Source organism: Paraburkholderia sp. RL17-373-BIF-A (genome assembly GCF_046030175.1).
In the GTDB taxonomy this organism is placed as follows: domain Bacteria; phylum Pseudomonadota; class Gammaproteobacteria; order Burkholderiales; family Burkholderiaceae; genus Paraburkholderia.
This window is the reverse complement of record NZ_JARESO010000004.1, coordinates 150,475-173,817: the sequence shown is the minus strand read 5'-3', so window position 1 is coordinate 173,817 and position 23,343 is coordinate 150,475. Positions and strand designations below refer to the sequence as shown.

General features: G+C 62.6%; 18 protein-coding genes. 11 read left to right on the top strand and 7 right to left on the bottom strand.

Annotated elements, in window-relative coordinates:
• Positions 1–35: 35 nt before the first annotated feature.
• Complete coding sequence (locus P0D80_RS06580) at positions 36–788, bottom strand: IclR family transcriptional regulator (RefSeq protein WP_165923839.1); 753 nt, start codon at positions 786–788, stop codon at positions 36–38.
• A gap of 224 nt (positions 789–1,012) precedes the next feature.
• On the opposite strand from P0D80_RS06580, the gene P0D80_RS06575 reads away from it, so the two are divergent.
• A complete protein-coding gene (locus tag P0D80_RS06575; protein WP_132374419.1) occupies positions 1,013–1,852 on the top strand; it encodes a TauD/TfdA dioxygenase family protein in 840 nt (279 codons plus the stop codon).
• 58 nt (positions 1,853–1,910) lie between these two features.
• Complete coding sequence (locus tag P0D80_RS06570; RefSeq protein ID WP_408282219.1) at positions 1,911–3,305, top strand: MFS transporter; 1,395 nt, start codon at positions 1,911–1,913, stop codon at positions 3,303–3,305.
• A 57-nt stretch (positions 3,306–3,362) separates the two neighbouring features.
• On the opposite strand, the gene P0D80_RS06565 is transcribed toward P0D80_RS06570, so the two are convergent.
• Positions 3,363–4,373 (bottom strand): LysR substrate-binding domain-containing protein, encoded by a 1,011-nt coding sequence (locus P0D80_RS06565; RefSeq protein WP_408176660.1) that lies wholly within the window; start codon positions 4,371–4,373, stop codon positions 3,363–3,365.
• A gap of 143 nt (positions 4,374–4,516) precedes the next feature.
• Here P0D80_RS06565 and P0D80_RS06560 point away from each other — a divergent pair, with 143 nt between their 5' ends.
• The 3 genes from P0D80_RS06560 to P0D80_RS06550 all read left to right on the top strand — a co-directional run bounded on the left by P0D80_RS06560 (position 4,517) and on the right by P0D80_RS06550 (position 9,064).
• Positions 4,517–6,355: a thiamine pyrophosphate-dependent enzyme gene (locus P0D80_RS06560; RefSeq protein ID WP_408282215.1), complete on the top strand. Its 1,839-nt coding sequence runs from the start codon at positions 4,517–4,519 to the stop codon at positions 6,353–6,355.
• A 49-nt stretch (positions 6,356–6,404) separates the two neighbouring features.
• Positions 6,405–7,577: a porin gene (locus P0D80_RS06555; RefSeq protein ID WP_408282490.1), complete on the top strand. Its 1,173-nt coding sequence runs from the start codon at positions 6,405–6,407 to the stop codon at positions 7,575–7,577.
• 116 nt (positions 7,578–7,693) lie between these two features.
• Entirely contained in the window at positions 7,694–9,064 is a 1,371-nt protein-coding gene (locus P0D80_RS06550) for an MFS transporter (protein ID WP_408176658.1), read from the top strand.
• Positions 9,065–9,145: 81 nt separating this feature from the next.
• Here P0D80_RS06550 and P0D80_RS06545 read toward each other — a convergent pair whose 3' ends face one another.
• Positions 9,146–10,177, bottom strand: a complete 1,032-nt coding sequence (locus tag P0D80_RS06545) for an isocitrate/isopropylmalate dehydrogenase family protein (RefSeq protein ID WP_408282212.1) — start codon at positions 10,175–10,177, stop codon at positions 9,146–9,148.
• Between the two features lie 177 nt (positions 10,178–10,354).
• Here P0D80_RS06545 and P0D80_RS06540 point away from each other — a divergent pair, with 177 nt between their 5' ends.
• The 5 genes from P0D80_RS06540 to P0D80_RS06520 all read left to right on the top strand — a co-directional run bounded on the left by P0D80_RS06540 (position 10,355) and on the right by P0D80_RS06520 (position 15,143).
• Complete coding sequence (locus tag P0D80_RS06540; RefSeq protein ID WP_408282210.1) at positions 10,355–11,287, top strand: LysR family transcriptional regulator; 933 nt, start codon at positions 10,355–10,357, stop codon at positions 11,285–11,287.
• Positions 11,288–11,685: 398 nt separating this feature from the next.
• Positions 11,686–12,249: a hypothetical protein gene (locus P0D80_RS06535; protein ID WP_132374412.1), complete on the top strand. Its 564-nt coding sequence runs from the start codon at positions 11,686–11,688 to the stop codon at positions 12,247–12,249.
• Between the two features lie 48 nt (positions 12,250–12,297).
• Positions 12,298–13,233, top strand: coding sequence for an isocitrate lyase/PEP mutase family protein (locus P0D80_RS06530; protein ID WP_408282206.1), 936 nt, complete (start codon positions 12,298–12,300; stop codon positions 13,231–13,233).
• A gap of 26 nt (positions 13,234–13,259) precedes the next feature.
• On the top strand, positions 13,260–14,150 hold the full coding sequence (locus tag P0D80_RS06525) for an amidohydrolase family protein (protein WP_408282205.1): 891 nt from the start codon (positions 13,260–13,262) through the stop codon (positions 14,148–14,150).
• Positions 14,151–14,189: 39 nt separating this feature from the next.
• Entirely contained in the window at positions 14,190–15,143 is a 954-nt protein-coding gene (locus P0D80_RS06520; protein WP_132374409.1) for an isocitrate lyase/PEP mutase family protein, read from the top strand.
• Between the two features lie 257 nt (positions 15,144–15,400).
• Here P0D80_RS06520 and P0D80_RS06515 read toward each other — a convergent pair whose 3' ends face one another.
• A complete protein-coding gene (locus P0D80_RS06515) occupies positions 15,401–16,513 on the bottom strand; it encodes a hypothetical protein (protein WP_408282202.1) in 1,113 nt (370 codons plus the stop codon).
• Between P0D80_RS06515 and P0D80_RS06510 the strand changes: the two genes are divergently transcribed.
• The gene (locus P0D80_RS06510; RefSeq protein ID WP_408282199.1) at positions 16,499–18,118 is read left to right on the top strand and encodes a PqiB family protein; all 1,620 of its coding nucleotides are present in this window, start codon (positions 16,499–16,501) and stop codon (positions 18,116–18,118) included. The genes P0D80_RS06515 and P0D80_RS06510 overlap by 15 nt on opposite strands.
• A 109-nt stretch (positions 18,119–18,227) precedes the next feature.
• On the opposite strand, the gene P0D80_RS06505 is transcribed toward P0D80_RS06510, so the two are convergent.
• From P0D80_RS06505 to P0D80_RS06495, 3 genes are read right to left on the bottom strand one after another with little or no spacing between them, the layout of a single operon-like run.
• The gene (locus P0D80_RS06505; protein WP_408282198.1) at positions 18,228–18,581 is read right to left on the bottom strand and encodes a copper-binding protein; all 354 of its coding nucleotides are present in this window, start codon (positions 18,579–18,581) and stop codon (positions 18,228–18,230) included.
• Positions 18,578–21,796: an efflux RND transporter permease subunit gene (locus P0D80_RS06500; RefSeq protein ID WP_408282195.1), complete on the bottom strand. Its 3,219-nt coding sequence runs from the start codon at positions 21,794–21,796 to the stop codon at positions 18,578–18,580. The genes P0D80_RS06505 and P0D80_RS06500 overlap by 4 nt, the downstream gene beginning before the upstream one ends.
• Positions 21,793–23,343 (bottom strand): efflux RND transporter periplasmic adaptor subunit, encoded by a 1,551-nt coding sequence (locus P0D80_RS06495; protein ID WP_408282193.1) that lies wholly within the window; start codon positions 23,341–23,343, stop codon positions 21,793–21,795. The genes P0D80_RS06500 and P0D80_RS06495 overlap by 4 nt, the downstream gene beginning before the upstream one ends.

Genomic DNA, 23,343 nt, shown 5'->3' with positions numbered 1-23,343 from the left:
GCTCCTATCGCGCGCTCGACGGATCTCGCGGTCCGCTACGTCCGGCTCGAAATCTTCTTGCAGTACTTGGCGACCGCCCGGCCGATGGATATCTCGTTGCCCTTGACCCGCTGCGTCGGCGCGCCGACGACGATCGCATACGCCTCGCCATTGATCCACACGTAATGCCCGATCGAGGCGATCTCCGACTGATATCCGCCGATCGACACGAACCAGCCGCGCTCCTTGCCCTGCTCGATCAGACGCTTGTAGCGCGTCTTGCTGGTCACGGTATTCGGCGCGTATTGCTCGAACTCGAGTTCCTCGATCAACGCGTTGCGCGCGTCGTCGGTCATCGCGCCGAGCAGCGCCTGCCCGGCGGCGCCGATATGCAGCGGCCGCTTTTCTCCGACCGTTGCCGCGTAGCGCAGCGTTTGACCCGACTGCACGACTTCGAGGTAGTGCGACTGATGGCCGGTGCGCGTGGCGAGGAACACTGTCTCGCCGGTTTCGTTGCAGAGCTCCTGCAACACCGGCCGCACGTGCGATAGCAGCGGATCGTTGTCGATGATGACGCGCGCCTCGTCGAAGATACGGCGCGTGGGATAGTAGTCCGCCGAATCGTGCACGCGATACAGATAGCCGTTCGATTCGAGCGTCTTGAGCAACGCGAGGCAGCTCGACTTGGGGAACTCGAGACGCTTGCTGATCAACGCGAGCGGCACCGCCTGCTTGAGTTCCGCGAACAATTGAAAAATCTCGACTACGCGCCGTGCGCTTTTGACATCCGAATCGTTCGCGACCGTCATTGCGCCCCCGAAAAAGCCTAAGGAAAACCCGAATTCACGCATGGACGGAAGGCAAACGCGCTTGCGCAGCGTTTGCACATCGCCTATTCTGAGTTCATGAATAAGCATAGACGTTCACATACATGAACGCAAGGAATTTTCTGAACGGGCGGCGCCGAGCGTGGGAGACTGCGCCTCGGCCATGCTGACAGGCGCTCGTCACGTGTATCGCGGAGGAGACTCGCATGGCATCGAGCATCATCGTCAGACCGCTGGCCGGTTCTCTGGGCGCCGAAGTGTTCGGCGTCAATCTGTCCGGCGAACTGGATCCTTCAACGGTCGCACAGATCCGGCGCGCGTTTCATGAGTACCTCGTGATCTTTTTCCGCGAGCAAGATGCATCGGATAACGATCTTGCTCACTTTGCCCGCTATTTCGGTGAGCTTGCGGTGTTGCCGCCACACCGGCAGCATCCGGGCTCGCTGCCGGAACTGCTGATCATCGACAAGAAGCCGGAAGACGCGCTCGTGTTCGGCTGGGAATGGCATTCCGACACCACGCACCTGGAGATTCCGCCGCTCGGTTCGGTGCTTGCCGCGCGGATCCTGCCGCCAGTTGGCGGCGACACGTTGTTCGCGAATCAGTACATGGCGTACGACACCCTCTCCGACGGCATGAAGACTATGCTGGCCGGTCTGCGCGCCGTGCATGCGAACGGCCACATTCTCGCGTCGCTCGAAGCCGAAGACGTACTCGCGCAGGGCCAGGGTTACGGCAGCCATACGACGCTGTCCGCGGTGCATCCGGTCATCAGGACGCACCCAGAGACCGGCAAGAAAGCGCTGTTTGTCAATTCGCTGCATACGGAACGTTTTGAGGATATGACGGTGGCCGAAAGCGCACCGTTGCTGCGCTTCCTGTTCGAACACTCGACGCGACCCGAATTCACCTGCCGCTTCCGCTGGGCTCCCGGTTCGATTGCGTTCTGGGACAACCGCTGTTGCCAGCATCTCGCGCTCGACGATTATCCCGGCCAGCGGCGCCTGATGCATCGCGTCCAGTTGCGCGGCACACGGCCGGTGTAGATCCGCTAGGAGCCTCAAACACTCGGGAACGAGACGCGTAATTCTGGAGGAAGACACCATGTCGATCGCAGAGGCAACTATCGAACGGATGCCTGTCGGCGCGGCGCACCGCCGGATGTTCTGGCTGCTCGGCGCGGGCATGCTGATCGATGCGTTCGAGTTGTTCATGCAATCGGGCGTGGTGGCTTCGATGGTGCACACGAACTTCACCGGCACCGGCGGCGTTGCGCAATTCATCTTCGCCACCTTCTTTGGGCTTGCGATCGGGTCGGTCATGAGCGGCACGCTCACCGATCGCTTCGGACGCAAATCGCTCTACCAGTTCAATCTGCTGCTGTTCAGCCTCGCGACGCTCGCGACCGCGGCGGCGCCCTCGTTCACGCTGGTCGTGATCTTGCGCTTCATCGCAGGGATCGGACTGGGCGGCGAGCTGGTGGTGGGCTACGCGATCATGGCCGAGATGACGCCCGCGCATTGCCGCGGACGCTGGGGCGTGACGCTCGGGCTGCTGGTGAATTGCGCGCAGCCGCTGTCCGCATTTGTCGGCGCATGGTTTCTGCCGGCTGTCGGCTGGCGCGCGATGTTCGTGGTCGGCGCGGTGCCGGCACTGATCGTCTGGTATCTGCGCCGGGCGCTGCCGGAATCGCCGCGCTGGCTCGAACGTCAGGGCCGCACCGCGGAAATGCATGAGGTGCTCGACGCCCTGTGGCTCGAAAATACCGGCGACGCGCACGCGCCGCGCGTCGCGCCGGCGAGCTTCCTGCCGGAGCGCAATGAGTTGCCGTGGACCGCGCTGTTCGGCCGCCATCGGCTCGGACGCACGCTGTTCTGCTTTGCGATCGTGTCGCTGATCCTCGCGAGCCAGTACGGTTTTATCGGCTGGGTGCCGACGCTGCTGCTGCATCGTGGCCAGTCGATCGTGCACTCGCTCACCTACTCCGCGGTGATGGCAATGGGCGCGCCGATCGGCATGCTGATTCCGATTTTTCTCGTCGACCGGCTGGGGCGCCGGACCGTGGTGGCGACGGCGTCTTTTCTGGCCGCCGCAGTCGGCATCGGCTATGCGTTCGCACTCGATGCGCCGGCCTGGCTGCTCGTCACCACCGGCTTTCTCGAAGTGCTATTCGTGCAGATCACCGCGAATACGGTGCTCGCCGTCTACCTGCCCGAACTCTTTCCGACCGATATCCGTGGCACGGGCTTTGGCGCGTCCACCGCAGTTGGGCGAGTGTCGGCCGCGATCATGCCGTATTTCGTGCTGTTCGTGCTGAATGGCTTTGGCTCGTTCGCCGTGTTCGTGATGCTGGCGAGCGTGCTGCTGCTGTTGTGCCTGCTGGTGCTCGCGGTCGGTCCGGAAACGCGCCGCAAAACGCTCGAAGATGTCGAGCGGGAAATTCTCGCGGGCGTGGACTTGAGCGCGGATCATAAGCATGCGAAGTCGCCGGCGTCCTGAAGATAAGTGATAGGAGTTTGCACGCGCGGCTTCATGGAAGGCCGTCGCGCGAGGCGCTCACCGCATATGAGCGAACCGGCGAAACACATTCGCCTCTTCGCTGCGATGCGAGGTGACGCGTGCATGATTCATGGCGGGGTCGAGCAGCGTGATGCCGGACCACTCGCCCTGCGCGGACAGTTCGTGAATCAGATCGACGATGGTCTGACACACCACGGAAGTCGCGGAGTTCATCGGCGTCGCGCTGGACCAGCAGACGCTCGCCGGGCGCTTCAACGCCGGGTCGACGATCCTGCGCACTCGTGGGCGCCTTGCCGGATCGCGTTGCGCCAATGCCGACACCGGCAGGATCGTGCACGCCGCGCCCGATTGCGCAACGGAGATGAGCGTGGGAAGCGAGTCGATATCGGCGACGATATTCAGCTCGACGTTCTCGCGCGCGAACACCCGTTCGAGCAACAGGCGCAAACCGTTCGAGATGCCGGGCGCCACGAGTTTCACGCCGCTGAGTTGCGCGAGGGTGCAGGTTTGTGCAAGCGCGCCCACTGCTCCGCCCGGCTCGCCGAATACGTACAGCTGTTCTTCGAGAACCGGCAGCGCGGTCACGCCCAGCGTGTCCGCATCGCGAAACAGAATGGCCAGATCGATGCGTTCGTTCGCGAGTAGTTCGCTGATAAAGCCACTCATGCTTTCAAAGAACTGCAAACGGATGCGAGGAAAGCGCTCCTGAATGCGCGCGAATAGCGGCATGGCGAGAATCGACGCCATGGTGGTCGGAAAACCCACGGCGACGGTGCCGCTTTCGGCATTTCCACCCTCCCGCACTTCCTGCTTGAGTTCCTCCATTTGCCGCAATACCAGCCGGCTATGACGATAGAGCGACTGGCCCGCGGCGGTCGGCGCCACGCCTTGCCGGCTTCTGATCAACAGCTTCGTTTCGAGTTCCTCCTCGAGGCGGCTCATCTGCTGGCTCAGCGAAGGCTGCGCGACATACAGCTTCTCGGCGGCCTTGCCCATGCTGCCGCAATCGACGATCGCAACGAAGTACCGAAGCTGACGGGTATCCATGATTCGTGATCCTGAGTTTAACGGTCAGAGGTTATGCCTATGATGGACTCATTCAATTGGTATTTCCACGCAAACCGCACTTCTTCTACAGTCTTTCAATTGGCATCACACAAGCGCGCCGACACGCTGGCGCCCGACAGGAAATGCAGACCGTTCTTCGCGAGAGAGAAAGCATCGATAGCGGCATAGCTGATATGCCGTCGATCCAATTGATGCTGCACGGCGATCAAAACAACAATGGACTCGTCGACTCCCCTTTCGCCCACTTCTATTTACGGCTCATGAATCCTGCAACCGCAACGACTTCATCCCACGCCCTGCTTTCCGTGCTCGCCGCAAACGGAATCGATCGCGTTTTTCTCGTGCCCGGTGAAAGTTATCTGGGGATTCTCGATGCGCTCGCGGACTTTCCGCAAATCGACGTGGTGACGTGCCGCCACGAAGCGGGCGCCGGTTTCATGGCATGCGCGGACGGACGCCTGACGCGCCGTCCCGGCGTCGTCATGGTCAGCCGTGGACCCGGCGCGAGCAACGCGTCGATTGCTTTGCATACCGCGCAACAGGACGGCATTCCTCTGCTGTTGATCGTCGGACAGATCCCCAAAGCGGATTTGCGCAAGGAAGCATTTCAGGAGATCGACTATCAAAGGATGTATGGGTCGATCGCCAAATGGGTCGTGGAAGTCACGGAGCCGGAACAGTTGGCGACCGCCGCGTTCAAGGCGCTGCGTATTGCAATGGCCGACACGCCCGGCGCCGTCGTGCTGGTCGTACCCGAAGATATTCAACAGCAGCAGGTCGAGTCGGATGCATGGCAGGTGCCGCCTGCCGTAGCGACAATCCCCTCCGACGCAACGCTCGAACGTATCGCCCTTCTGCTCGAACAGGCGCAGCGGCCACTCATCATCGCCGGTGGCGCGTTCGAGGCGCCGCGCGGGCGCGAGTCGCTGCTGAGGTTCGCGCAAACGTACGACGTTCCGGTCGCGGTGTCGTTTCGACGCCAGGACATTTTCCCCAACCGGCATCCGCTGTATGCGGGCGATCTGGGATTGGCCAATCCGGCGGAGCAGATCGAAGCCTTCGAGTCGAGCGACTTCGTGCTCGCACTCGGCACGCGGCTCGGCGATATCACGACACAGGGTTATCGCTTCCCGGAGCCGCCGCGCGCGGCGCAGACATTCGTGCATTGCCACGCGGACGGCCACGCCGTCGGCCTGCATGTGGCGCCGGATATCGGTGTCGTGTGCGATCCCGTGGCGCTTGCCGATGCGCTCGTTGGTGTGCATCGTTCACCAGCGCGTTCGCAACGATGGTCTATGCGCTTGCGAGGCATCGCCACGCACATCGCCCAATGGCCGCACCGCACCGTCGAACCTGGCGATAGCAACGGCGACACTGGCGCTGGCGTGCGATTCGTCGACGTCGTTCGCTCACTGGCGGAGCATGCCCCCGTGGATGCCGTGATCTGCGTCGACGCCGGCACGTTCGCCGCGCCCGTGTACCGCCATTTTCCTTTTCGCTATCCGCAACGCCTGATGTCACCGCTGTCCGGCGCAATGGGTTACGGCACGCCGGCCGCCATTGCGACGCAGCTCCGCTTGCCGGCGCAAAAAACGATCTGCCTCGTCGGCGACGGCGGCTTTGCCATGACCGGCAACGAGATGATTGCCGCAGTGGCGCGCCGCTTGCCGATCCTCTTCATTCTCTCCAACAACAACTGCTACGGATCGATCCGCGTTCACCAGGATCGCACCTATCCGGGACGGCATATCGGCACCACGCTGACCAATCCGGATTTCACCCTGATTGCCGGCGCGTTCGGCATCGACGCCGAGCGCGTCACGGCTTCAGACGAAATCGACGCAGCCGTCAAACGTGGTCTCGCGGCACAGCGGCCCTATTTCATCGAAGTCATGTCGAGCATCGAATCCGTTCAGCCACTTTCGAGCGTGCCGTCGATGGCGCTCAACCAGGAGCACTGATTGCGGTTATCACCCTACAACTACAGAGACGCAAGGAGACAACATGAAGATGATGTCCACGGCGGGACTGCTGGCAATCATTGCCGCAACCGCGCCATCCGCTTTCGCCCAGTCGAGCCTCACGCTGTACGGAATGATCGACGAAGGGCCCGAATACAACAGCAACGCAGGAGGCAAGCACCTGTACAACCTGACCACGGCCGCGCAGGGTGGCAGCCGTTGGGGGTTTCGTGGCTCGGAAGATCTCGGCGGCGGCCTGAGCGCCATCTTCAGGTTGGAGAACGGCTTCGATCTCGGCACCGGCAAACTGGGCCAGGGCGGCCTGATGTTCGGCCGGCAGGCCTACGTCGGGTTGACGTCCACGCGCTTCGGCTCCGTCACGCTGGGACGTCAATATGATTCGGTGGTCGACTATATCGGGCCGCTGACGGTGGGCGACCAGTGGGGCGGCACGATCGGTTCGCACCCCGGCGACCTCGATAACTTCGACAATAGCCAGCGCACCAACAACTCGGTCAAGTACGCGAGCGCGAACTACGACGGCATCACGTTCGGCGGTCTGTACAGTCTCGGCGGCGTGGCGGGCAACGTCACGCAGAATCAGGTGTGGTCGCTCGGCGCCGGCTATACGAACGGACCGCTCGCGCTCGGCGCCGCGTATCTCAACGTGCGAAATCCGAACGTCAGTTTCTTCGGCAACAGCACGACGGGCACGGCCACGCCGGCGGCCAATTCGATCACGAGCCCTGTGTACAGCGGTTACGCGTCGGCGAACACCTATCAGGTGATCGGCGCCGGCGGCAATTACACGATCGGCGCCGCCACACTCGGCGCAACCTATTCGAACACCAAATTCATGGGCCTCGGCAATACCGCGCAAAGCGGCCCGAATCCACGCCACCTCGGCGGCGAAGTGACATTCAATAACGTCGAACTCAGTTTCAAGTACCAGGTGCTGGCCAGCCTGCTGGTCGGGCTCGAATACGACTACACGCGAGGTAGTTCGGTGAACGGTGCAGATGCGGCCCAGTACCACCAGGGCACGCTCGGCGTGGACTACTTTCTTTCGAAGCGAACCGATGTGTATCTGGTCGGCGTTTATCAACACGCCTCGGGAGTAGACTCGACCGGCAAGCCGGCGGTCGCGGCGATCAATCAGGTCACCGCGTCGAACAGCAATAGTCAGACCGTCGTGTCGCTCGGCTTTCGCCACAAGTTCTGATGAAACTCACTCCGCGCGCGGTCCAAGCCGCCGACCTCAGCCGCTTTCTCCCACGTTTGCGCGTGACGCCCGCGCGCAATGAACGTGCGCAGTCCCAACGGACACAAGGATGCACCATGACAACCAACCTGCGCATTCCCATCGCCGCGCGAATCGAGCGCCTTCCCGAATCGAACTACCTGCGCTTATCGATTCTGTTGATTTCGCTTGGCACGTTCTGGGATTCGTACATGCTATTTTCAGTTGGGCCCATTTCCGCGCATTTTTTCGCTTACCTCGGGCAGCCGCATCTCGCCACCGAATTGCCGCTGGCGCTTTTTTTCGGCACGTTCGTGGGTGCGGTCGGCTTGAGCACGGTGGCCGACAAGATCGGCCGGCGCGGTGCCTTCACGCTCGACCTGTGCATTCTCGCGACCGGCGCGCTGCTCGCCGCGTTCTCACCGAATGCCACGGTATTGCTGATCGCGCTGTTTATTGCGGGCATCGGCACCGGCGCGGAATTGCCGTTGTCGACGACCTACGTGCAGGAACTGTCGCCCGCGCGAGCGCGCGGCAAAATGTCGAGCTTCGCGCTGACGATCGGTTTTCTCGGCGGCACGGTGGGCGGTTTCGCCTCGATGCTGCTCGTGCCGCTGAATGACTTGCCGCTACCAGGATTTCGCATCGCATTGCTGCTCGCGGCGCTCGGCGGCTTTTCATCGCTTCTGCTGCGGATGGGCTTGCCCGAGTCGCCGCGCTGGCTGGAACGCATGGGCCGGCGCGACGAAGCCGACGACGTGATGGATAAAATCGAGCGCCGCGTCATGCGCGAAAAGAACCTCGTGATGCTGCCGCCCCCGCCGAAAACGGAATACGAAATCGAGAGCGGCGTATCGCCGATCAGCCTGCTGCTGTCGCGCGCCTATCTCCGCAGAACCATGAGTGCGTGGGGAATCGAACTGCTACAGGGATTCGGTGCATACGGCTTTGCCACGTTCGTGCCGTTCTTCCTTTACTCGCGCGGCTATTCGATCGTGCACGCGCTGACCTACACCGCCGTCATCCAGATCGCGTACCCGGTCGGATGTCTGGTCTCCGTCTACATTACGGACAAGATCCAGCGCAAATGGGGCATGGCGTTCGCGTATGTGCTGAATATGATCTTCGGCCTGTGTTTTCTGCTGGCCGACTCGACCTACATGATCGTGCTGTTCGGCTTTCTCACCGAGGCCATGATCTTCATCAACGGCCCGTTGCTGCATACGTATGAGGCTGAAATCTATCCGACGGGCATTCGGGCGCGCGGCGCCGGCATCAGCTTCGCGCTCAGCCGGTTGGGCGGTTTTTTCGCGCCGCTCGTCGCGTCGTTCCTGCTGGGGATCGGTGCGGGGCATAGCTGGTTGATCGGCATCGGCGCCGCGGCGTGGTTTGCCTGTGCGCTCGTTGCCGCGATCGTCGCCGTGGATACGACCAACATCAGTCTGGAAGATCTCGAAGTGAAGCATTGACGCGCCGATCGCTGCCGGTTCCTGCGCCGGGCGGCAACGCCCGTCGCAATGGAAGCGGCAGCGATATCCTCGCGGCCCCGCTCAACCGAGCCGCGCGATCAGTGCGTCCGTAAATACCGCCGTCGATGCATGCCCGCCCAGATCGGGCGTGCGCACGTTGTCGTCGTTGAGCGTCTGTCTGATCGCCTGATTGAGGCGCTGCGCGAGATCGCCCGCGCCGACGTGTTCGAGCATCAGGCCCGCGGCCAGCATCTGCGAGACAGGATTGGCAATGCCGCGCCCGGCGATATCCGGCGCCGAGCCGTGCACGGCTTCGAAAATGGCGGCGTCGGCGCCGATATTCGCGCCGGGCGCGAGGCCGAGTCCGCCGACCAGTCCCGCGAGTTCGTCCGAGAGAATATCGCCGAACAGATTCGTGCACAGCAGCATGTCGAACTGCCAAGGATTCAACACGAGCTGCATCGCACAGGCGTCGACGATGCGATCGTCGACGGCCACCCTGCCCTCGTAATCGCTCGCAACCTCTCGCGCCGTCTCGAGAAAAAGACCGGTCAACGCCTTCAGCACATTCGCCTTGTGAACCACGGTGATTTTTTTGCGTCCATGCTTGACCGCGTAATCGAACGCGTATTGCGCGATGCGCCGGCAACCTTCGCGCGTGTTCATTCCCGTCAGAACGGCGACGCCATGCGGATCGTCACCTATCGGAATGTAATGTTCGTGCGCCACATAAAGCCCCCCGATGTTCTCGCGCACCAGCACGATATCGATATCGTCATAGCGCCCCGGCACGATGGTGCGCACCGGCCGGAGATTGGCGTAAAGCGAAAACGCCTCGCGCAGCCGCACATTGACGGAGCGAAATCCTCCGCCTACGGGTGTGGTCAACGGCCCTTTCAACGCGAGCCTCGTGCGACGAATGCTGTCGAGCGTCGTCTCCGGCAATGGTTCGCCGCCACGTTCGATTCCGGCCATGCCCGCGTGCTGAATGTCCCACGCAAAGGGCGCGCCTAATGCGTCGAGTACCTTGACTGTGGCAGCGGTGATTTCCGGGCCGATGCCGTCGCCCGGTATCAATGTCGCGGGAATGGGGGATGATTTGCTTGAACTCATCGTGCAACTCCTTCTGTGTGTTCCAGACACGGCAATACAACGGCAATACACGGCGACATGCTCGCGGGCAATGCCGCCGGATGCCCGGGTAGAGCACTATTATCAAAATTTTGTGCGCGCCTCACAATCGGTTTATCGGGCATAGCAGCTATGCCGCAAAAAAGCAGGAGCGTCAGAATGGATCTGAGACGACTCGAATTGCTGATGCAGGTGTCCGCATTCGGCAGTTTTTCGAAAGCCGCCACTGTGCTGGGCATCGCGCAACCTGCGTTGGGCCGGCAGATCCAGAAGCTCGAAGAGGAATGCGGACTGCGTCTACTCTACCGCCACGGCCGCGGCATTTCGCTGACGCCGGAAGGCCTCGCACTGATCGAACGCGCGAGTCCGCTCGTGCGCCAGTTGGCTGCGATTCCAGCGGATCTCCAGTCGGAACGCGACTCGCCGCATGGACTCGTTACCGTCGGCTTGACGCCGACCGTGTGCAATCTGATCGGCATGCGGTTGATCGCCGGTTTGCGCGAGACACATCCCAATCTACAGGTGAACGTGGTATCGGGCTATAGCGGCTATGTGCACGAGTGGCTGATCGACGGCCGCCTCGACATGGCGATTCTGCACGACGCCCGCCGCTCGTCCACCGTCGCGGTCGATCCGTTGGCGGCCGCGGAGTTGTTCCTCGTCACGCCGGCCGCCGCCACGAACTTCGCGATACCTGACGAGACGACGCTCGCGGGCGTTGCGCAAATACCGCTGGTTTTGCCGACGCGCAACCACGGCCTGCGCCGCACGCTCGAATACGCGGCCGGCAAGGAAGGCGTGACGCTCGACGTGCAGTACGAAGTCGACACGCTCGAACTGCTCAAGGAAATGGTGGTCGCCGGCCTCGCCTGCACGGTACTCGCGAAACCCGCCGTGCTCAGCGAACTGGCTGCGGCTACGCTGCGCGCGCGGGCGCTCGCGAGGCCGCAATTGCACACGCGGCTCGTGCTCGCGACGGCGGTTCACCGTCCGGTCACACACGGCATCCGCATTGCGGAACTGGCGATCAAAGCACTGTTTACAAGGCTTATCGAGCAGCACGATCAATATGGTCTCTCGCTGCCGCAGTAGCGTGAGCGAACCATAGGATTGGGCTATGTACGTGTCATCGTTTTGGTATTTCCGCGTTGCGGGCGCTTGCTCTATATTGGTTGCAACACAACGCAGCCGCCTCAGACGCAAGACGGCGAACCACTAAACGGAGACCCCCTCGCACGTCACGCGCGCCACAGCCTTACATCGGCATTGCGTGACAGTCACTTCATCGCGCCGGCAAGAACTGCAGCGTCTCTCGCAACGCCCGGTCAATCATGCCGCGACCGACCTCGCGTTCACCCAGTGCATCGGTCGCGCATGCTGCTGTGCAGCGCGAGGCAATTCCGATCGCACGGTTCCTGCTCGAGCAAGCCGAGGCGCCGTATCGTAGGGCAGATAGGTGTCAAACAGAAGAGGACGCAATGGAGCACACAATGAGTCAATCGAAAGAACCGATCGATGTCGTGGCGATGTTTCCCCAGGTCGCCGACATTAGCGACGCGACGCTGCGCAAGGCCGTCATTGCCACATGGGAGACGCTGTGGGAGATGAGCCCCTGGAAGCGGATCGCGGAGGTTCCGACATCGACTGAAATTCCTTATCCGACTCTGCCCCATAACCAGTGCGTGCTGGAGATGGCGATGTCGGTCGCCGATCTGTTCGAACGCCACCACGGCATCAAGGTGAATCGCGATTATCTGATCGCGGCGGCCGTGTTGCAGGACGCGAGCAAAGTGGTCGAGTTCGCACCGGACGCGGAAGGCAAGGTCGTCGCGACCGATATCGGCAAACAGTATCCGCACGCCTTCTGGGCCGCGCATCTGGCCTTGCGCAACGGCATTCCCGATGAAATCGTGCACGTGCTGCTGACGCATTCGCCTCAGGCGCCGAAATTCCCCGCCACGCTCGAAGGCAAGATTCTCTACTACGTCGATCAGATAGACGTGATCGGCATTCACAAGGACCGCTGGCGCAAAGAGCTTTTCATTACGAAGTGACGCGCAGCGTGAGCAGCCATTGCCGGTTCGTATTGCCTGGAGGAAACGATGAGCAAGAGAAGCAAGCTGCGTGAATTGATTGCCGCCCCTGAAATCCTGGTGATGCCGGGCGTGTTCGATGGTTACAGCACGAGACTGCTCGGCGCATCCGGATTCGCCGCGGGCTTTGTGACCGGCGCCGGCGTGAGTGAAGCCAGTCTTGGCTGGGCCGATCAGGGCATCATGGGACTCGAGGAAAACCTGCGCGTCACGCGCGCGCTCGCCTCCTGTTGCGAGCAGCCGCTGATTGCCGACGCCGACACCGGCTACGGCAACGCGGTCAACGTGCATTTCACGGTTCGCGCGTTCGACGGCGCGGGCCTCGCTGGCGTGATGATCGAAGATCAGGTCTGGCCGAAACGCTGCGGCCATATGAAAGGCAAACAGGTGATCTCCGCCGAGGAAGGCGCGGAAAAAATCCGCGCCGCAGCGGAAGCGCGGCTGGATCCGGAGCTCCTCATCATGTCGCGGACCGACTCGCTCGCCACGCATGGCATCGACGAAGTCATCAAGCGGTTGAATATGTACGCCGAAGCCGGCGCGGACCTGCTGTTCGCCGACGCGCTGCTGGCCACGGATCATATTACGACGGTCGTCAAGAATGTCTCCAAGCCGGTTTGCGTCAACATGGGATTCGGCATTCGCCAGCGCTCCACCACGCCGTTGATTTCCGCGCGGCGATTGCAGGAGTTGGGCGTGGCCGTGGTGGTCTATCCGCGCTTGCTGACGGCGGCGGCCATTCAGGGCATGAAGAACGCGATTGCTACGCTGAAGGAGTCGGTAGCGAGCGGTGATGTGATCGAGCGCCCCGACCTCGTCGTGTCGTTCGAGGAACTCAACGATCTGGTCGGGATCGCGGAGCTCGAACGCATCGAACAGCGCTATCTGACACCGGAACAATATCAGCAGAAATACGAGCATGCCGCGTACGAAAAACGGCCGTGACTGCCAACCCTGGCGCGGAGCTTGACATGACCGATTTGCCCAAAGATCGCCACCACGCATCAACGGATGAACCGCCGGTCTGCCAGTCGCCGGATGCCTCGCCGGTTGCGCTACCGTTCGTCTTGCCGCCGGGCGCATGCGATTGTCATGCGCACATCTACGGGCCGCCTGAACGGTATCCGTACCGCGATAAGCGGCGCTATACGCCCGCGCCTGTCGGCCTCGACGAATATCGCGCACTGCTCGCGAAGCTCGGCGTCACGCGCGCGGTGATCGTCCAGCCGACTGTCTATGACGACAATCGGATCACACTAGACGTGCTCAACACATCGTCCGGCGCATGGCGCGGCATTGCGCAATTGAAACCGGACGTGAGCGACGCGGAGTTGCGGCGTCTCGACGCTGCCGGATTCCGCGGCGTGCGTCTGCATACGCGCTCGGGTCTCGACGATCTGGACGCAATGGCAAGGCGCGTGGCGCCGCTCGGCTGGCACGTGCAATTGCATCTCGATGCGCGTGACCTCCCGGAGATCGGCCCTCGCCTCGCGCGTTTGCCGGTGCCTGTCGTGCTCGATCATTTCGCGCGCATCGTCGTTCAGGACGGCCTCGATCAGCCGGGTTTCAAAGCGCTGCTGACGCTCATGGAAAGCGGCCGATGCTGGGTCAAACTATCCGCGCCGTTTCGCCTCGGCGACGACATTTCCCCCTATGCCGCCGTGCTGCCGTTCGCCAAAGCACTCGTGGCGGCGCGGCCTGACCGCCTGGTGTGGGGCAGCGACTGGCCGCACTCGTCCTATCACGGCGTGATGCCCAATATGGGCGTACTGCTCGGCCTCGTCGGCGAGTGGGCGCCCGAGGGCGGCACCCGCGACATGATTCTCGGCATCAATCCCGCGCGGCTATACGGCTTCGAATAGCCGTATAGCCGCGCGTTTTCCAAACGTGGAGAGTGGCATATGGGCAGCACGAAAATCCAGCAGATGCGAGCGCTTCTGAATTCCGGTGAGATCATCATTTCACCGGGCGTCTACGACGGCTACAGCGCGAGAGTGATCGAGAAGATGGGTTTCAAGGCGGCCTCGACGACCGGCGCGGGGCTGGCCAACTCGCGCCTGAGCCAGCCTGACATCGGCATCATGACGCTCACGGAAAATGTCGATGCATGCCACTGGCTGGCGCGTTCCGTCTCGCTGCCGCTGATGGCCGATGCGGACACCGGCTATGGCAATCCGGTGTCGGTGTATCACACCGTGCAGTTGTTCGAGGAAGCCGGCGTGGTCGGCGTGAATATCGAGGATCAGGTCAGCCCGAAGCGTTGCGGCCACATGCGCGGCAAGGAAGTGATCGACGCACGGGAAATGGCCAAGAAGATCGAAGCCGCGGTGAAGGCGAAATCCGATTCCGGCTTCGTGATCAATGCGCGCACGGATGCAATTGCTGTCGAAGGTATCGATGCCGCGATCGAACGCGCGAAACTGTATGTGGCCGCCGGCGCGGACATGGTCTATCCCGATGCGATCGCATCGGAAGAGCAGATCAAAAAATTCGTCGACGGCGTCAACGCGCCCGTCAGCATCAACATGGGCTTCGGCATTCGCTCGCGGCCCACCACGCCGCTGATCCCCGTGCGCCGTTTGCAGGAGCTCGGCGTAAAACGCGTCACCGTCGCGCGGATGTTGCCGGCGGCCGCGATCATGGGCATGATGCGCGCGCTCGAACTGTTTCGCGACGGCGCGCAGAACGGCACGGTGCACGACCGGCCCGATCTGCTGGTGGGCATCGACGATATTACCGACCTGATGGGCTATCCGATGATCGACAAACTCGAAACGGAATTTCTGCTGCCCGAGGATATCGAGCGCAAATACGGGTCGAGCGCGGCGAACTACGTGGTGCGTGAGAAACGTTAGGCTTTCAGCACGCACGCGGCTTCGCGAACCGGACGAGGCTTACTCGCTGCCCGCTTCCTCGTCCGTCGATAAAACTTCCTTCAAGCCCAGTTGCTCGGCAATCCTCGACATAAGGCCGTCGCGCCGCCACTGCAACCATTTGATATAGCAGGTCTGCGACGGAGGAAAGGACGCGGGCAGTCGATGCCATCTTTCGTTCTGCGTCGTGACCCATGGGCGCTGGCGGTTCGGGGTCGAGGGTGCGCGTTCGGCAAATCCTAATAACGATTCAGCGGTCCTGGCAAGGTGTCGTCCTTGCGCTTCGTCCTCGCCCGATTTGCACTCCGGCGTAGAACCGCGCCGATCTCTTTCCATCGAGGACGACGCCGCGCATCGTCGCCCGCATAGTTCGATTCGACCGCGGCGATCAAACTCGCGGCATCCTGATCGCCGGTCGCATCGATGTTCTCGAAGCGCGCGGGACGACCGAAGTCGCCTCCTCTATCCATCCACGCATACAAGGCCGGAATGGTCCGCCGCCACTCGCCCTTGCGCGCGGCCATTGCGAGCTTGCGCCAGGCAAGCGCGTCGCTTGCCAGCCAGCGTTTTCGCACATCACTCACCGCACGTTCGCTACGCCGCACGAAAGACGCGACACGTGCACGCAGGGCAATCAACAGGATCATGCCCAGCACGACGGCACAGCCGACAATGACCTGCCGCGCATGAATCACGACGAGTCGATGCGGCATGCCTTCACGCATGGCGTCGACGGGTAGCTCGAATAGCGGCTTTTCCCGTACCGCGGCGGCCGAGAAACGCACCGCCGGCAGGACGATCTTTTCCTTGCGCCGCGTCGTCGTGTTCCACCATTCGATCGTCACGGGCGGCAGATTGTAGTTGCCCTTGCGATCGGCGACGTAGCTCGCGCTGTCGGTCCGCTCACCGGCGACGAGTCCGGCGCGGTCCTCGACGATGTTGCGCGTCGCCGCGGGTTTCGCGTAGCGCTTGAGGCCGGCCACGTCGGCGAGTATTGCGGGCGGAATCAGCATCGACTCGGTGCCCGCGGCGCGCTGAGTAATCGTGCGCGTGAGCGGCGCGCCGACGGCGAGGTGCCCCGGCGCCGGTTCGATTTTCTGTTCGACGGTGAGTTTGGGCGCGGCGAAAAAGGTGGTCATGCCTTCAGCGCCTGGCGGCAAGGTCGCGACGAGTTTCAACGCGGGCGTCGTCACCTGCGCCGGTCCTGTCATGCCGCCGGGGTACACGGTAACGGTCAGCGGCTCAATCTCGAAGGTCTTGCCCGCCTGCGGCGCGATCCGGTACGCGCGCGGCGAACCGCAGCGAGGCCGCGCCCAGCCACGCCTCGGAGCCCCGCCATGAGTAGCCCGCAAGGACCCGCCCTGCCGCCCGACCTGCCCGATCCCGACATCGCGCCGCGCCGCAGCTGGCTGCCCTCGCTCGTCTGGGTCGTTCCGCTGATCGCGGCGTTGATCGGTATCGCGCTGGTCATCAAGTCGGTCACTGAGCGCGGTCCGGCGATCACGATCGTCTTCGACAATGCCGAAGGCCTCGAACCCGGCAAGACCCAGGTCAAGTACAAGGACGTCGAAATCGGTTCGGTGAAGTCGATCACGCTGTCGAAGGATCGGACGCACGTACAGATCGCCGTACAACTCACAAAGCAGGCGGAGAGCTTCGCGGTCAAGGACACACGCTTCTGGGTAGTTCGCCCCCGCGTGGGCGCCACCGGCGTGTCGGGCATCGGCACGCTGCTCTCGGGCGCGTATATCGGCGTGGACGTCGGCCGCTCCACGGAAACGCAAACCGAGTTCGTCGGACTGGAGACGCCGCCGCCCATCACCACCGATCAGAAAGGCCATCGCTTCACGCTGCATGGCGATTCGCTCGGCTCGATCGACATCGGCTCGCCGATTTTCTACCGGCGCGTGCAGGTGGGCCAGGTGTATGGCATTTCGCTCGACAAGGACGGCACGGGCGTGACGATGCAGGTGTTCGTCGCCGCGCCGTACGACCAGTACGTCGGCACCAATTCGCGCTGGTGGCATGCGAGCGGCGTCAATGTGCGGCTCGATTCGGCCGGCTTCGTCGTCAACACGCAGTCGCTTGCGGCGATTCTGGTCGGCGGTCTCGCATTCCAGACGCCGCCTGGTCAGCAAATGGGCACGCCGGCCGCGGAGAAAACCGAATTCCGGCTCGCCGCCGACGAGGTGGACGCCATGCGCGCGCCGGACCGCGCACCAGTGCGCGCGGTAATGACCTTCAACCAGTCGCTGCGTGGACTGTCGGTGGGCGCGCTGGTCGACTTCCGCGGCATCGTGCTTGGCCAGGTGACGGACATCGGCGTCGAATACGATCCGGACGCGCGCAGCTTCGTCATGCCGGTGACGCTGGATCTGTACCCGGACCGGCTGCGGCGGCGTTCCCGTGGCACGGCGATGCCCGAGGCGGGTACGGCGGCCGGCCACGACCTGCTGGAGCGTCTCGTCAAGCGCGGCCTGCGTGGCCAGTTGCGCACCGGCAACCTGCTCACGGGCCAGTTGTACATTGCGCTCGACTTCTTCCCGAACGCCGCGCCCGTCAAGTTCGACGCCAATAGCGAACCGGTCCAATTGCCGACCATCCCGAACACGCTCGACGCGCTGCAGACCCAGGTGGCCGACATCGCGAAGAAGCTCGACCGGATTCCGTTCGATCAGATCGGCTCGAATCTGAACACGTCGCTGAAAAACGCCGACGCGCTGTTCAATCGGCTGAACAACGAAGTCGTGCCGCAGGCGCGCGATACGCTCGCTGCCGCGCGGCAGACCCTCGGCTCGGCCGAGGCGACTTTGCAGCAGGATTCGCCGTTGCAGTCGGACGTGCACCAGGCGCTGCAGGAATTGACCCGCACGCTGCAATCGCTGAACGCGTTGGCCGACTATCTGGAGCGCCATCCGGAGTCGCTCGTGCGCGGCAAACCTGGAGACAAGCCATGACTTCCTCATGGCCCGCCTCCATCAGCCAACGGACCGGCGTCGGCACTGACACAGCAATGCGTTTGCGATAGGACAAGGCGCCGACGCATCGCTGCGCAACCGCGAACCGTTACTGTTTCATAAGCTTCACGATGGTCAGCGTGCCATCTACGTTTTCAACGCGAACCGTGACCTTCTCACCCGCCTTGGCCTGTTTGACCATCGCCGCATCCTTGGCCTTGTAAGCCATGGTCATCGCCGACATGCCGATGTTCTTCAGCTCGCCGTGCTGAAGCGTCACCATGCCGGTGGACGGATCCACCTTTTTGATGACCGCATCGGTGAGCGCTGCGTTGTTCGGTGTCCCGGCATCCATCGCGCCATTGCCCATTTTCATGCCGGCCATGTCGTCCGCCGCTATCGCCGCGCCGGCGAGCGTAAGACCGGTGCAGAACGCAGCCGTCAAAGTGATCAACTTCTTCATTGGTTTTCTCCAGAGTGAGTTTGCGGAACAAGCGTGCCAGTGGGTGCTACGTGGGATTGCAGCGCTTCTTGCGTGGTGGCTTTCATGCGCGCAACGCGGCGGCGTTGCAGCAACAGCCAGGCGGCGGGAATGATGAGCATGGACAGGAGCGGCGCGGTCACCATGCCGCCAACCATCGGCGCGGCGATGCGCTGCATGACTTCGGAGCCGGAGCCGTGGCCCAGCATGATCGGAATGAGGCCCGCCAGGACAACCGCGACCGTCATCGCCTTGGGCCGCACACGCAAGACCGCGCCTTCGCGGATGGCGTCGACCAGGGTCGCCTCGGTAAAGGGCTCGCCCGCGTCGAGGCGGTGGTTAAGCGCGCCCTTCAGGTAAAGCAGCATCACGACACCGAATTCGGCCGCCACGCCCGACAACGCGATGAATCCCACCGCCGTCGCAACGGAGACCGCGTGCCCGAGAAGCCAGATCAACCAGAACCCGCCGACCAGCGCAAACGGCACCGTCGACATCAGCAATAAGGCATCGGCCGCCGAGTTGAACGTCAGGAACAGCAGCACAAAAATGACCGCGAGCGTTACCGGAATCACCGTTCGCAACTTCGCGGCCGCCCGCTCCAGATACTCGAACTGACCCGACCAGGCGATCGAATAGCCGGGCGGCAGGACAACATGCCGCGCAACCGCGACCTGCATCGCTTTCACCGCCGATTGCAAATCCGTATCGCGAATGTCGACGTAGACGTAGCCTGATAGCCGGGCGTTCTCGCTACGGATCATTGGCGGTCCATCCGAGATCCTGATCGTCGCCACATCGCCCAGCGTGATCTGCGCGCCGCGATCCGTGACGACCGGCAACTGGCGCAGGTTGTCGACGGAGTCCCTGATCTCCCGCGGATAGCGGATGTTGATCGGAAAGCGTTCACGGCCCGCGATCACCTCGCCGACGTTATCGCCGCCCACGGCAGTCGACACGATGGACTGGATGTCCGTCACGGACAGTCCATAGCGGGCGGCCGCGAGCCGGTCGATATCGACGTCGATGTAATGACCGCCGTTCAGGCGTTCGGCCAACGCCGACGTGACGCCTGGCACGTTCTTCAGGACGGACTCGACCTGCGTGGCGATCTTGTCGATCTGCCCCAGGTCCGCGCCGGAGATTTTCACTCCGACGGGCGTCTTGATCCCGGTCGACAGCATGTCCAGGCGATTGCGAATCGGCGGCACCCAAACATTCGACAGCCCCGGAATCTTCACCCGCGCGTCGAGTTCATCCACCAGCTTCTCGGGTGTCATCCCAGCCCGCCATTCGCTGCGCGGCTTGAACTGGATGGTGGTCTCGAACATCTCGAACGGCGCAGGATCGGTCGCCGTGTCGGCGCGTCCCGATTTGCCGAATACGCTTTTCACTTCCGGAACCGTCTTGATGAGGCGATCCGTCTGCTGGAGAAGCTCGGCGGCTTTGTCCGCGGAGATGCCGGGCAACGCGGTCGGCATGTAAAGCAGATCCCCTTCGTCGAGCGGCGGCATGAATTCGCCGCCGAGCCGCGACACGGGAATCAACGTGATGGCAAGCGCCAGCACTGCCAGCCCGATTGCGATCCACGGCCGGCGCAACGTCGCTTCGAGCACAGGACGATAAAGCCGGATCAACACACGGTTGATCGGATTGGCGTTCTCATGCGGAATCCGGCCACGGATCAGATAGCCCATCAGCACGGGCACGAGCGTGACGGACAAGCCGGCGGCAGCGGCAATGGTGTAGGTCTTCGTGAACGCCAATGGCGCAAACAGCTTCCCTTCCTGGCCTTCGAGCGAAAACACCGGAATGAACGACAGCGTGATGATCAGCAGCGAAAAGAACAGCGCCGGGCCGACTTCGGCGGCCGACTGTGCGATCAACTCCCACCGCCGGGCAGTCGTGATCGGCGTATCGGGGTGCGTGTGGTCGTACGCCTCCAGATGTTTGTGGGCGTTCTCGATCATCACGATCGCTGCATCGATCATCGCGCCAATCGCGATCGCAATGCCGCCCAATGACATCAGGTTCGCGTTGACGCCCTGGTAGCGCATCACGATAAATGCGGTCAACACGCCGAGCGGCAGCGACAGGATCGCAACGAACGCGCTACGCAAGTGGAACAGGAACACCGCGCAGACCAGGCCGACGATGATGAACTCCTCGATGAGCTTGTCCCTGAGGTTGTCGACTGCGCGCTCGATGAGCTGCGAGCGGTCATAGGTCGTCACGATCTGGACGCCCGGCGGCAGGGACTGCTTCAGGCCGGCGAGCCTGGCCTTGACCGCGTCGATGGTCGTCAGCGCATTCTTGCCTGAGCGCATCACGATCACACCGCCGGCCACTTCGCCTTCACCGTTCAGTTCGGCAATGCCGCGGCGCATTTCAGGTCCGATCTGAATGCGTGCGACGTCGCCAAGCAAGACGGGGGTTCCAGTGCCGTTCGTGCGCAGCACGATGTGGCGGAAATCGTCGAGCGAGCGCAGATATCCCGACGATCTGACCATGTACTCGGACTCGGCCAGTTCGACCACGGAACCACCGGATTCCTGGTTCGCCTTGCCGATGGCATCCGCGACGCTGGCCTGTGTGATGCCGTAGGCGCGCAGCTTGTCCGGATCCAGAACGACCTGGTATTGCCGCACCATGCCGCCGATGCTGGCGACCTCCGAAACGTCCGGTACCGATTTCAACTCGAACTTCAGAAACCAGTCGTTCAAGGCGCGAAGCTGGCCAAGGTCGTGTTTGCCGGTGCGGTCGACCAGTGCGTATTCGTAGACCCAGCCAACGCCCGTGGCATCGGGCCCGAGTGAGACAGTCGCGCCCTGCGGCAAACGGCTCTGCACCTGGTTGAGATATTCGAGCACGCGCGAGCGGGCCCAATACGGGTCCGTCCTGTCATCGAATAGCACGTAGACGAACGCGTCCCCGAACGACGAATAGGCGCGGATGGTGGTGGCGCCCGGCACCCCCAGCAGGGTCGTCGTGAGCGGATACGTCACCTGGTCTTCGACGACTTGCGGTGCCTTGCCGGGATACGATGCCTTGATGATGACCTGCGTGTCGGACAGATCCGGCAATGCGTCGACCGGCGTTTGAGTCAGCGAATAAACGCCCCATGCGGTGACGAGCACTGTCGCGAGCAGCACGAGGAACCGGTTGTAAATCGACCAGCGAATGACGCGTGCAATCATTTCGCGCCTCCGGCCGGTTGGACCTGCGTCAACTGGTAGCCGTCGTCGGACGGCTTGAAAACGAAATGCACGGACTCGCCGACCTTGACGTCCGGAAAGGCCGTCGGAGACGGCTTGCCGAAGGTCATGGTCATCGCACCCCAGCCTAGCGCCGGCACGGGTTGATGTGAGAACGTGATGTCGCTGCTGGTGACTTTTTCGACCTTGCCGGTCGTTTCGTAGGTTTGCGCGGCAGCGGGCGCGGAGGCAGGAGCAGGACCGGAAGTCGAGGCCGACGCAGCCGGTGCCGCGCTTCCTTCGAGTTTCGGCAGCACGGACCTCAGGCTTGCTTCCGAGTCGATCAGGAACTGGCCCGATGCGACGACCTGCTGGCCTTCAGTCAACCCGCTCGTGACCTCGGTGCCGTCGCCGCTATCGTGGCCGATCGCAACCTGGACAGGCTGCAACCGGCCGTCGCTATTCCTGACAATGACGATCGAGCGCTTGCCGGTCGTGATGACCGCTTCGGACGGCACAAGCAGCCGCGAGACCGGTTTCGCTCCACTGACCCGTGCGCGCATCAGCATCCCGGGGGTCAGCTTCAGTCCTGCGTTGTCGATTTCGAGGCGCGCCTGCAGCGTCCGGCTGTCCGGACTGATGCCCGGCAGGATTTCACGGATGTGGCCGCTAAAGTGGTGCGAAGCGTCGCCGGCGAACGTCGCGTCGACCATCATGCCGGGCCGCACCTGCAATGCGAGCGACTCGGGTATCTCAACGATCAGCCACAGCTTCGACAGACCCGCGATCTTGGCGAGCGTTTGTCCAGGCGACACCATCGCACCATCGCGAACATTGAGTTCCGTCAGCACGCCGGCTTGCTGGGCGAATAGCGTGACATGGGTCTGCGCTTTTCCGGTTCGGTCGAGGCTGGCAATCAGCCCGACCGGAATCGACAGCGCCCGCATGCGTGCACGTGCGGCGGCAAGCAGGCCGGCATCCATGCCCCCGCGTTTGAGCGCCAGATACTCTTCCTGAGGCGCCAACCAGTCGGGCACGAAGAGCGATGCAATCGGCGCGCCCTTCACGACACGTTGCATTGGCGCGCTCGCGTATAGGTGATAGATATAACCCGTCACCCGCGACTGGACGACATCGGCCATCGACTCATCGAACTGGGTGGTTCCGATCGCGTCGAAACTTTCAGAGGCGTCCTGCCGGACCACCGTCGCGTATCGGATGCCGAGATTCTGTTGCAGCGTCGAGTCGACCTTCATACCGCTGGAACTCCCTTCGTCCGCGAAGACGGGCTGAAGCTCCATGTTCATGAAGGGTGATTTGCCGGGCTTGTCGAAGTGCTGGTTCGGCACCATCGGATCGTGCCAATAGAGCACGTTGCGGCCAGTTTTCGGGTCGATCTTGACTCCGGCTGCGGATGCAGTCGCGGCTGTGGCTGACGCCATGGGTGTACCTGTTGCGGCACGATGGCTGCCGGCCACATAGCCGGCGCCTATAAGCGCGGCTGCAGTGAACACTGCCGCCACGGCGCGTACGATCAGTTTCTGGTTCAT

Coding starts and splice junctions, on each gene's coding strand:
- P0D80_RS06525 (WP_408282205.1), top strand. CDS start 13,260: ATGACCGATTTGCCCAAAGATCGCCACCACGCATCAACGGATGAACCG.
- P0D80_RS06505 (WP_408282198.1), bottom strand. CDS start 18,581: ATGAAGAAGTTGATCACTTTGACGGCTGCGTTCTGCACCGGTCTTACG.
- P0D80_RS06555 (WP_408282490.1), top strand. CDS start 6,405: ATGATGTCCACGGCGGGACTGCTGGCAATCATTGCCGCAACCGCGCCA.
- P0D80_RS06565 (WP_408176660.1), bottom strand. CDS start 4,373: ATGGATACCCGTCAGCTTCGGTACTTCGTTGCGATCGTCGATTGCGGC.
- P0D80_RS06550 (WP_408176658.1), top strand. CDS start 7,694: ATGACAACCAACCTGCGCATTCCCATCGCCGCGCGAATCGAGCGCCTT.
- P0D80_RS06545 (WP_408282212.1), bottom strand. CDS start 10,177: ATGAGTTCAAGCAAATCATCCCCCATTCCCGCGACATTGATACCGGGC.
- P0D80_RS06495 (WP_408282193.1), bottom strand. CDS start 23,343: ATGAACCAGAAACTGATCGTACGCGCCGTGGCGGCAGTGTTCACTGCA.
- P0D80_RS06500 (WP_408282195.1), bottom strand. CDS start 21,796: ATGATTGCACGCGTCATTCGCTGGTCGATTTACAACCGGTTCCTCGTG.
- P0D80_RS06510 (WP_408282199.1), top strand. CDS start 16,499: ATGAGTAGCCCGCAAGGACCCGCCCTGCCGCCCGACCTGCCCGATCCC.
- P0D80_RS06535 (WP_132374412.1), top strand. CDS start 11,686: ATGAGTCAATCGAAAGAACCGATCGATGTCGTGGCGATGTTTCCCCAG.
- P0D80_RS06580 (WP_165923839.1), bottom strand. CDS start 788: ATGACGGTCGCGAACGATTCGGATGTCAAAAGCGCACGGCGCGTAGTC.
- P0D80_RS06530 (WP_408282206.1), top strand. CDS start 12,298: ATGAGCAAGAGAAGCAAGCTGCGTGAATTGATTGCCGCCCCTGAAATC.
- P0D80_RS06560 (WP_408282215.1), top strand. CDS start 4,517: ATGCAGACCGTTCTTCGCGAGAGAGAAAGCATCGATAGCGGCATAGCT.
- P0D80_RS06575 (WP_132374419.1), top strand. CDS start 1,013: ATGGCATCGAGCATCATCGTCAGACCGCTGGCCGGTTCTCTGGGCGCC.
- P0D80_RS06540 (WP_408282210.1), top strand. CDS start 10,355: ATGGATCTGAGACGACTCGAATTGCTGATGCAGGTGTCCGCATTCGGC.
- P0D80_RS06520 (WP_132374409.1), top strand. CDS start 14,190: ATGGGCAGCACGAAAATCCAGCAGATGCGAGCGCTTCTGAATTCCGGT.
- P0D80_RS06570 (WP_408282219.1), top strand. CDS start 1,911: ATGTCGATCGCAGAGGCAACTATCGAACGGATGCCTGTCGGCGCGGCG.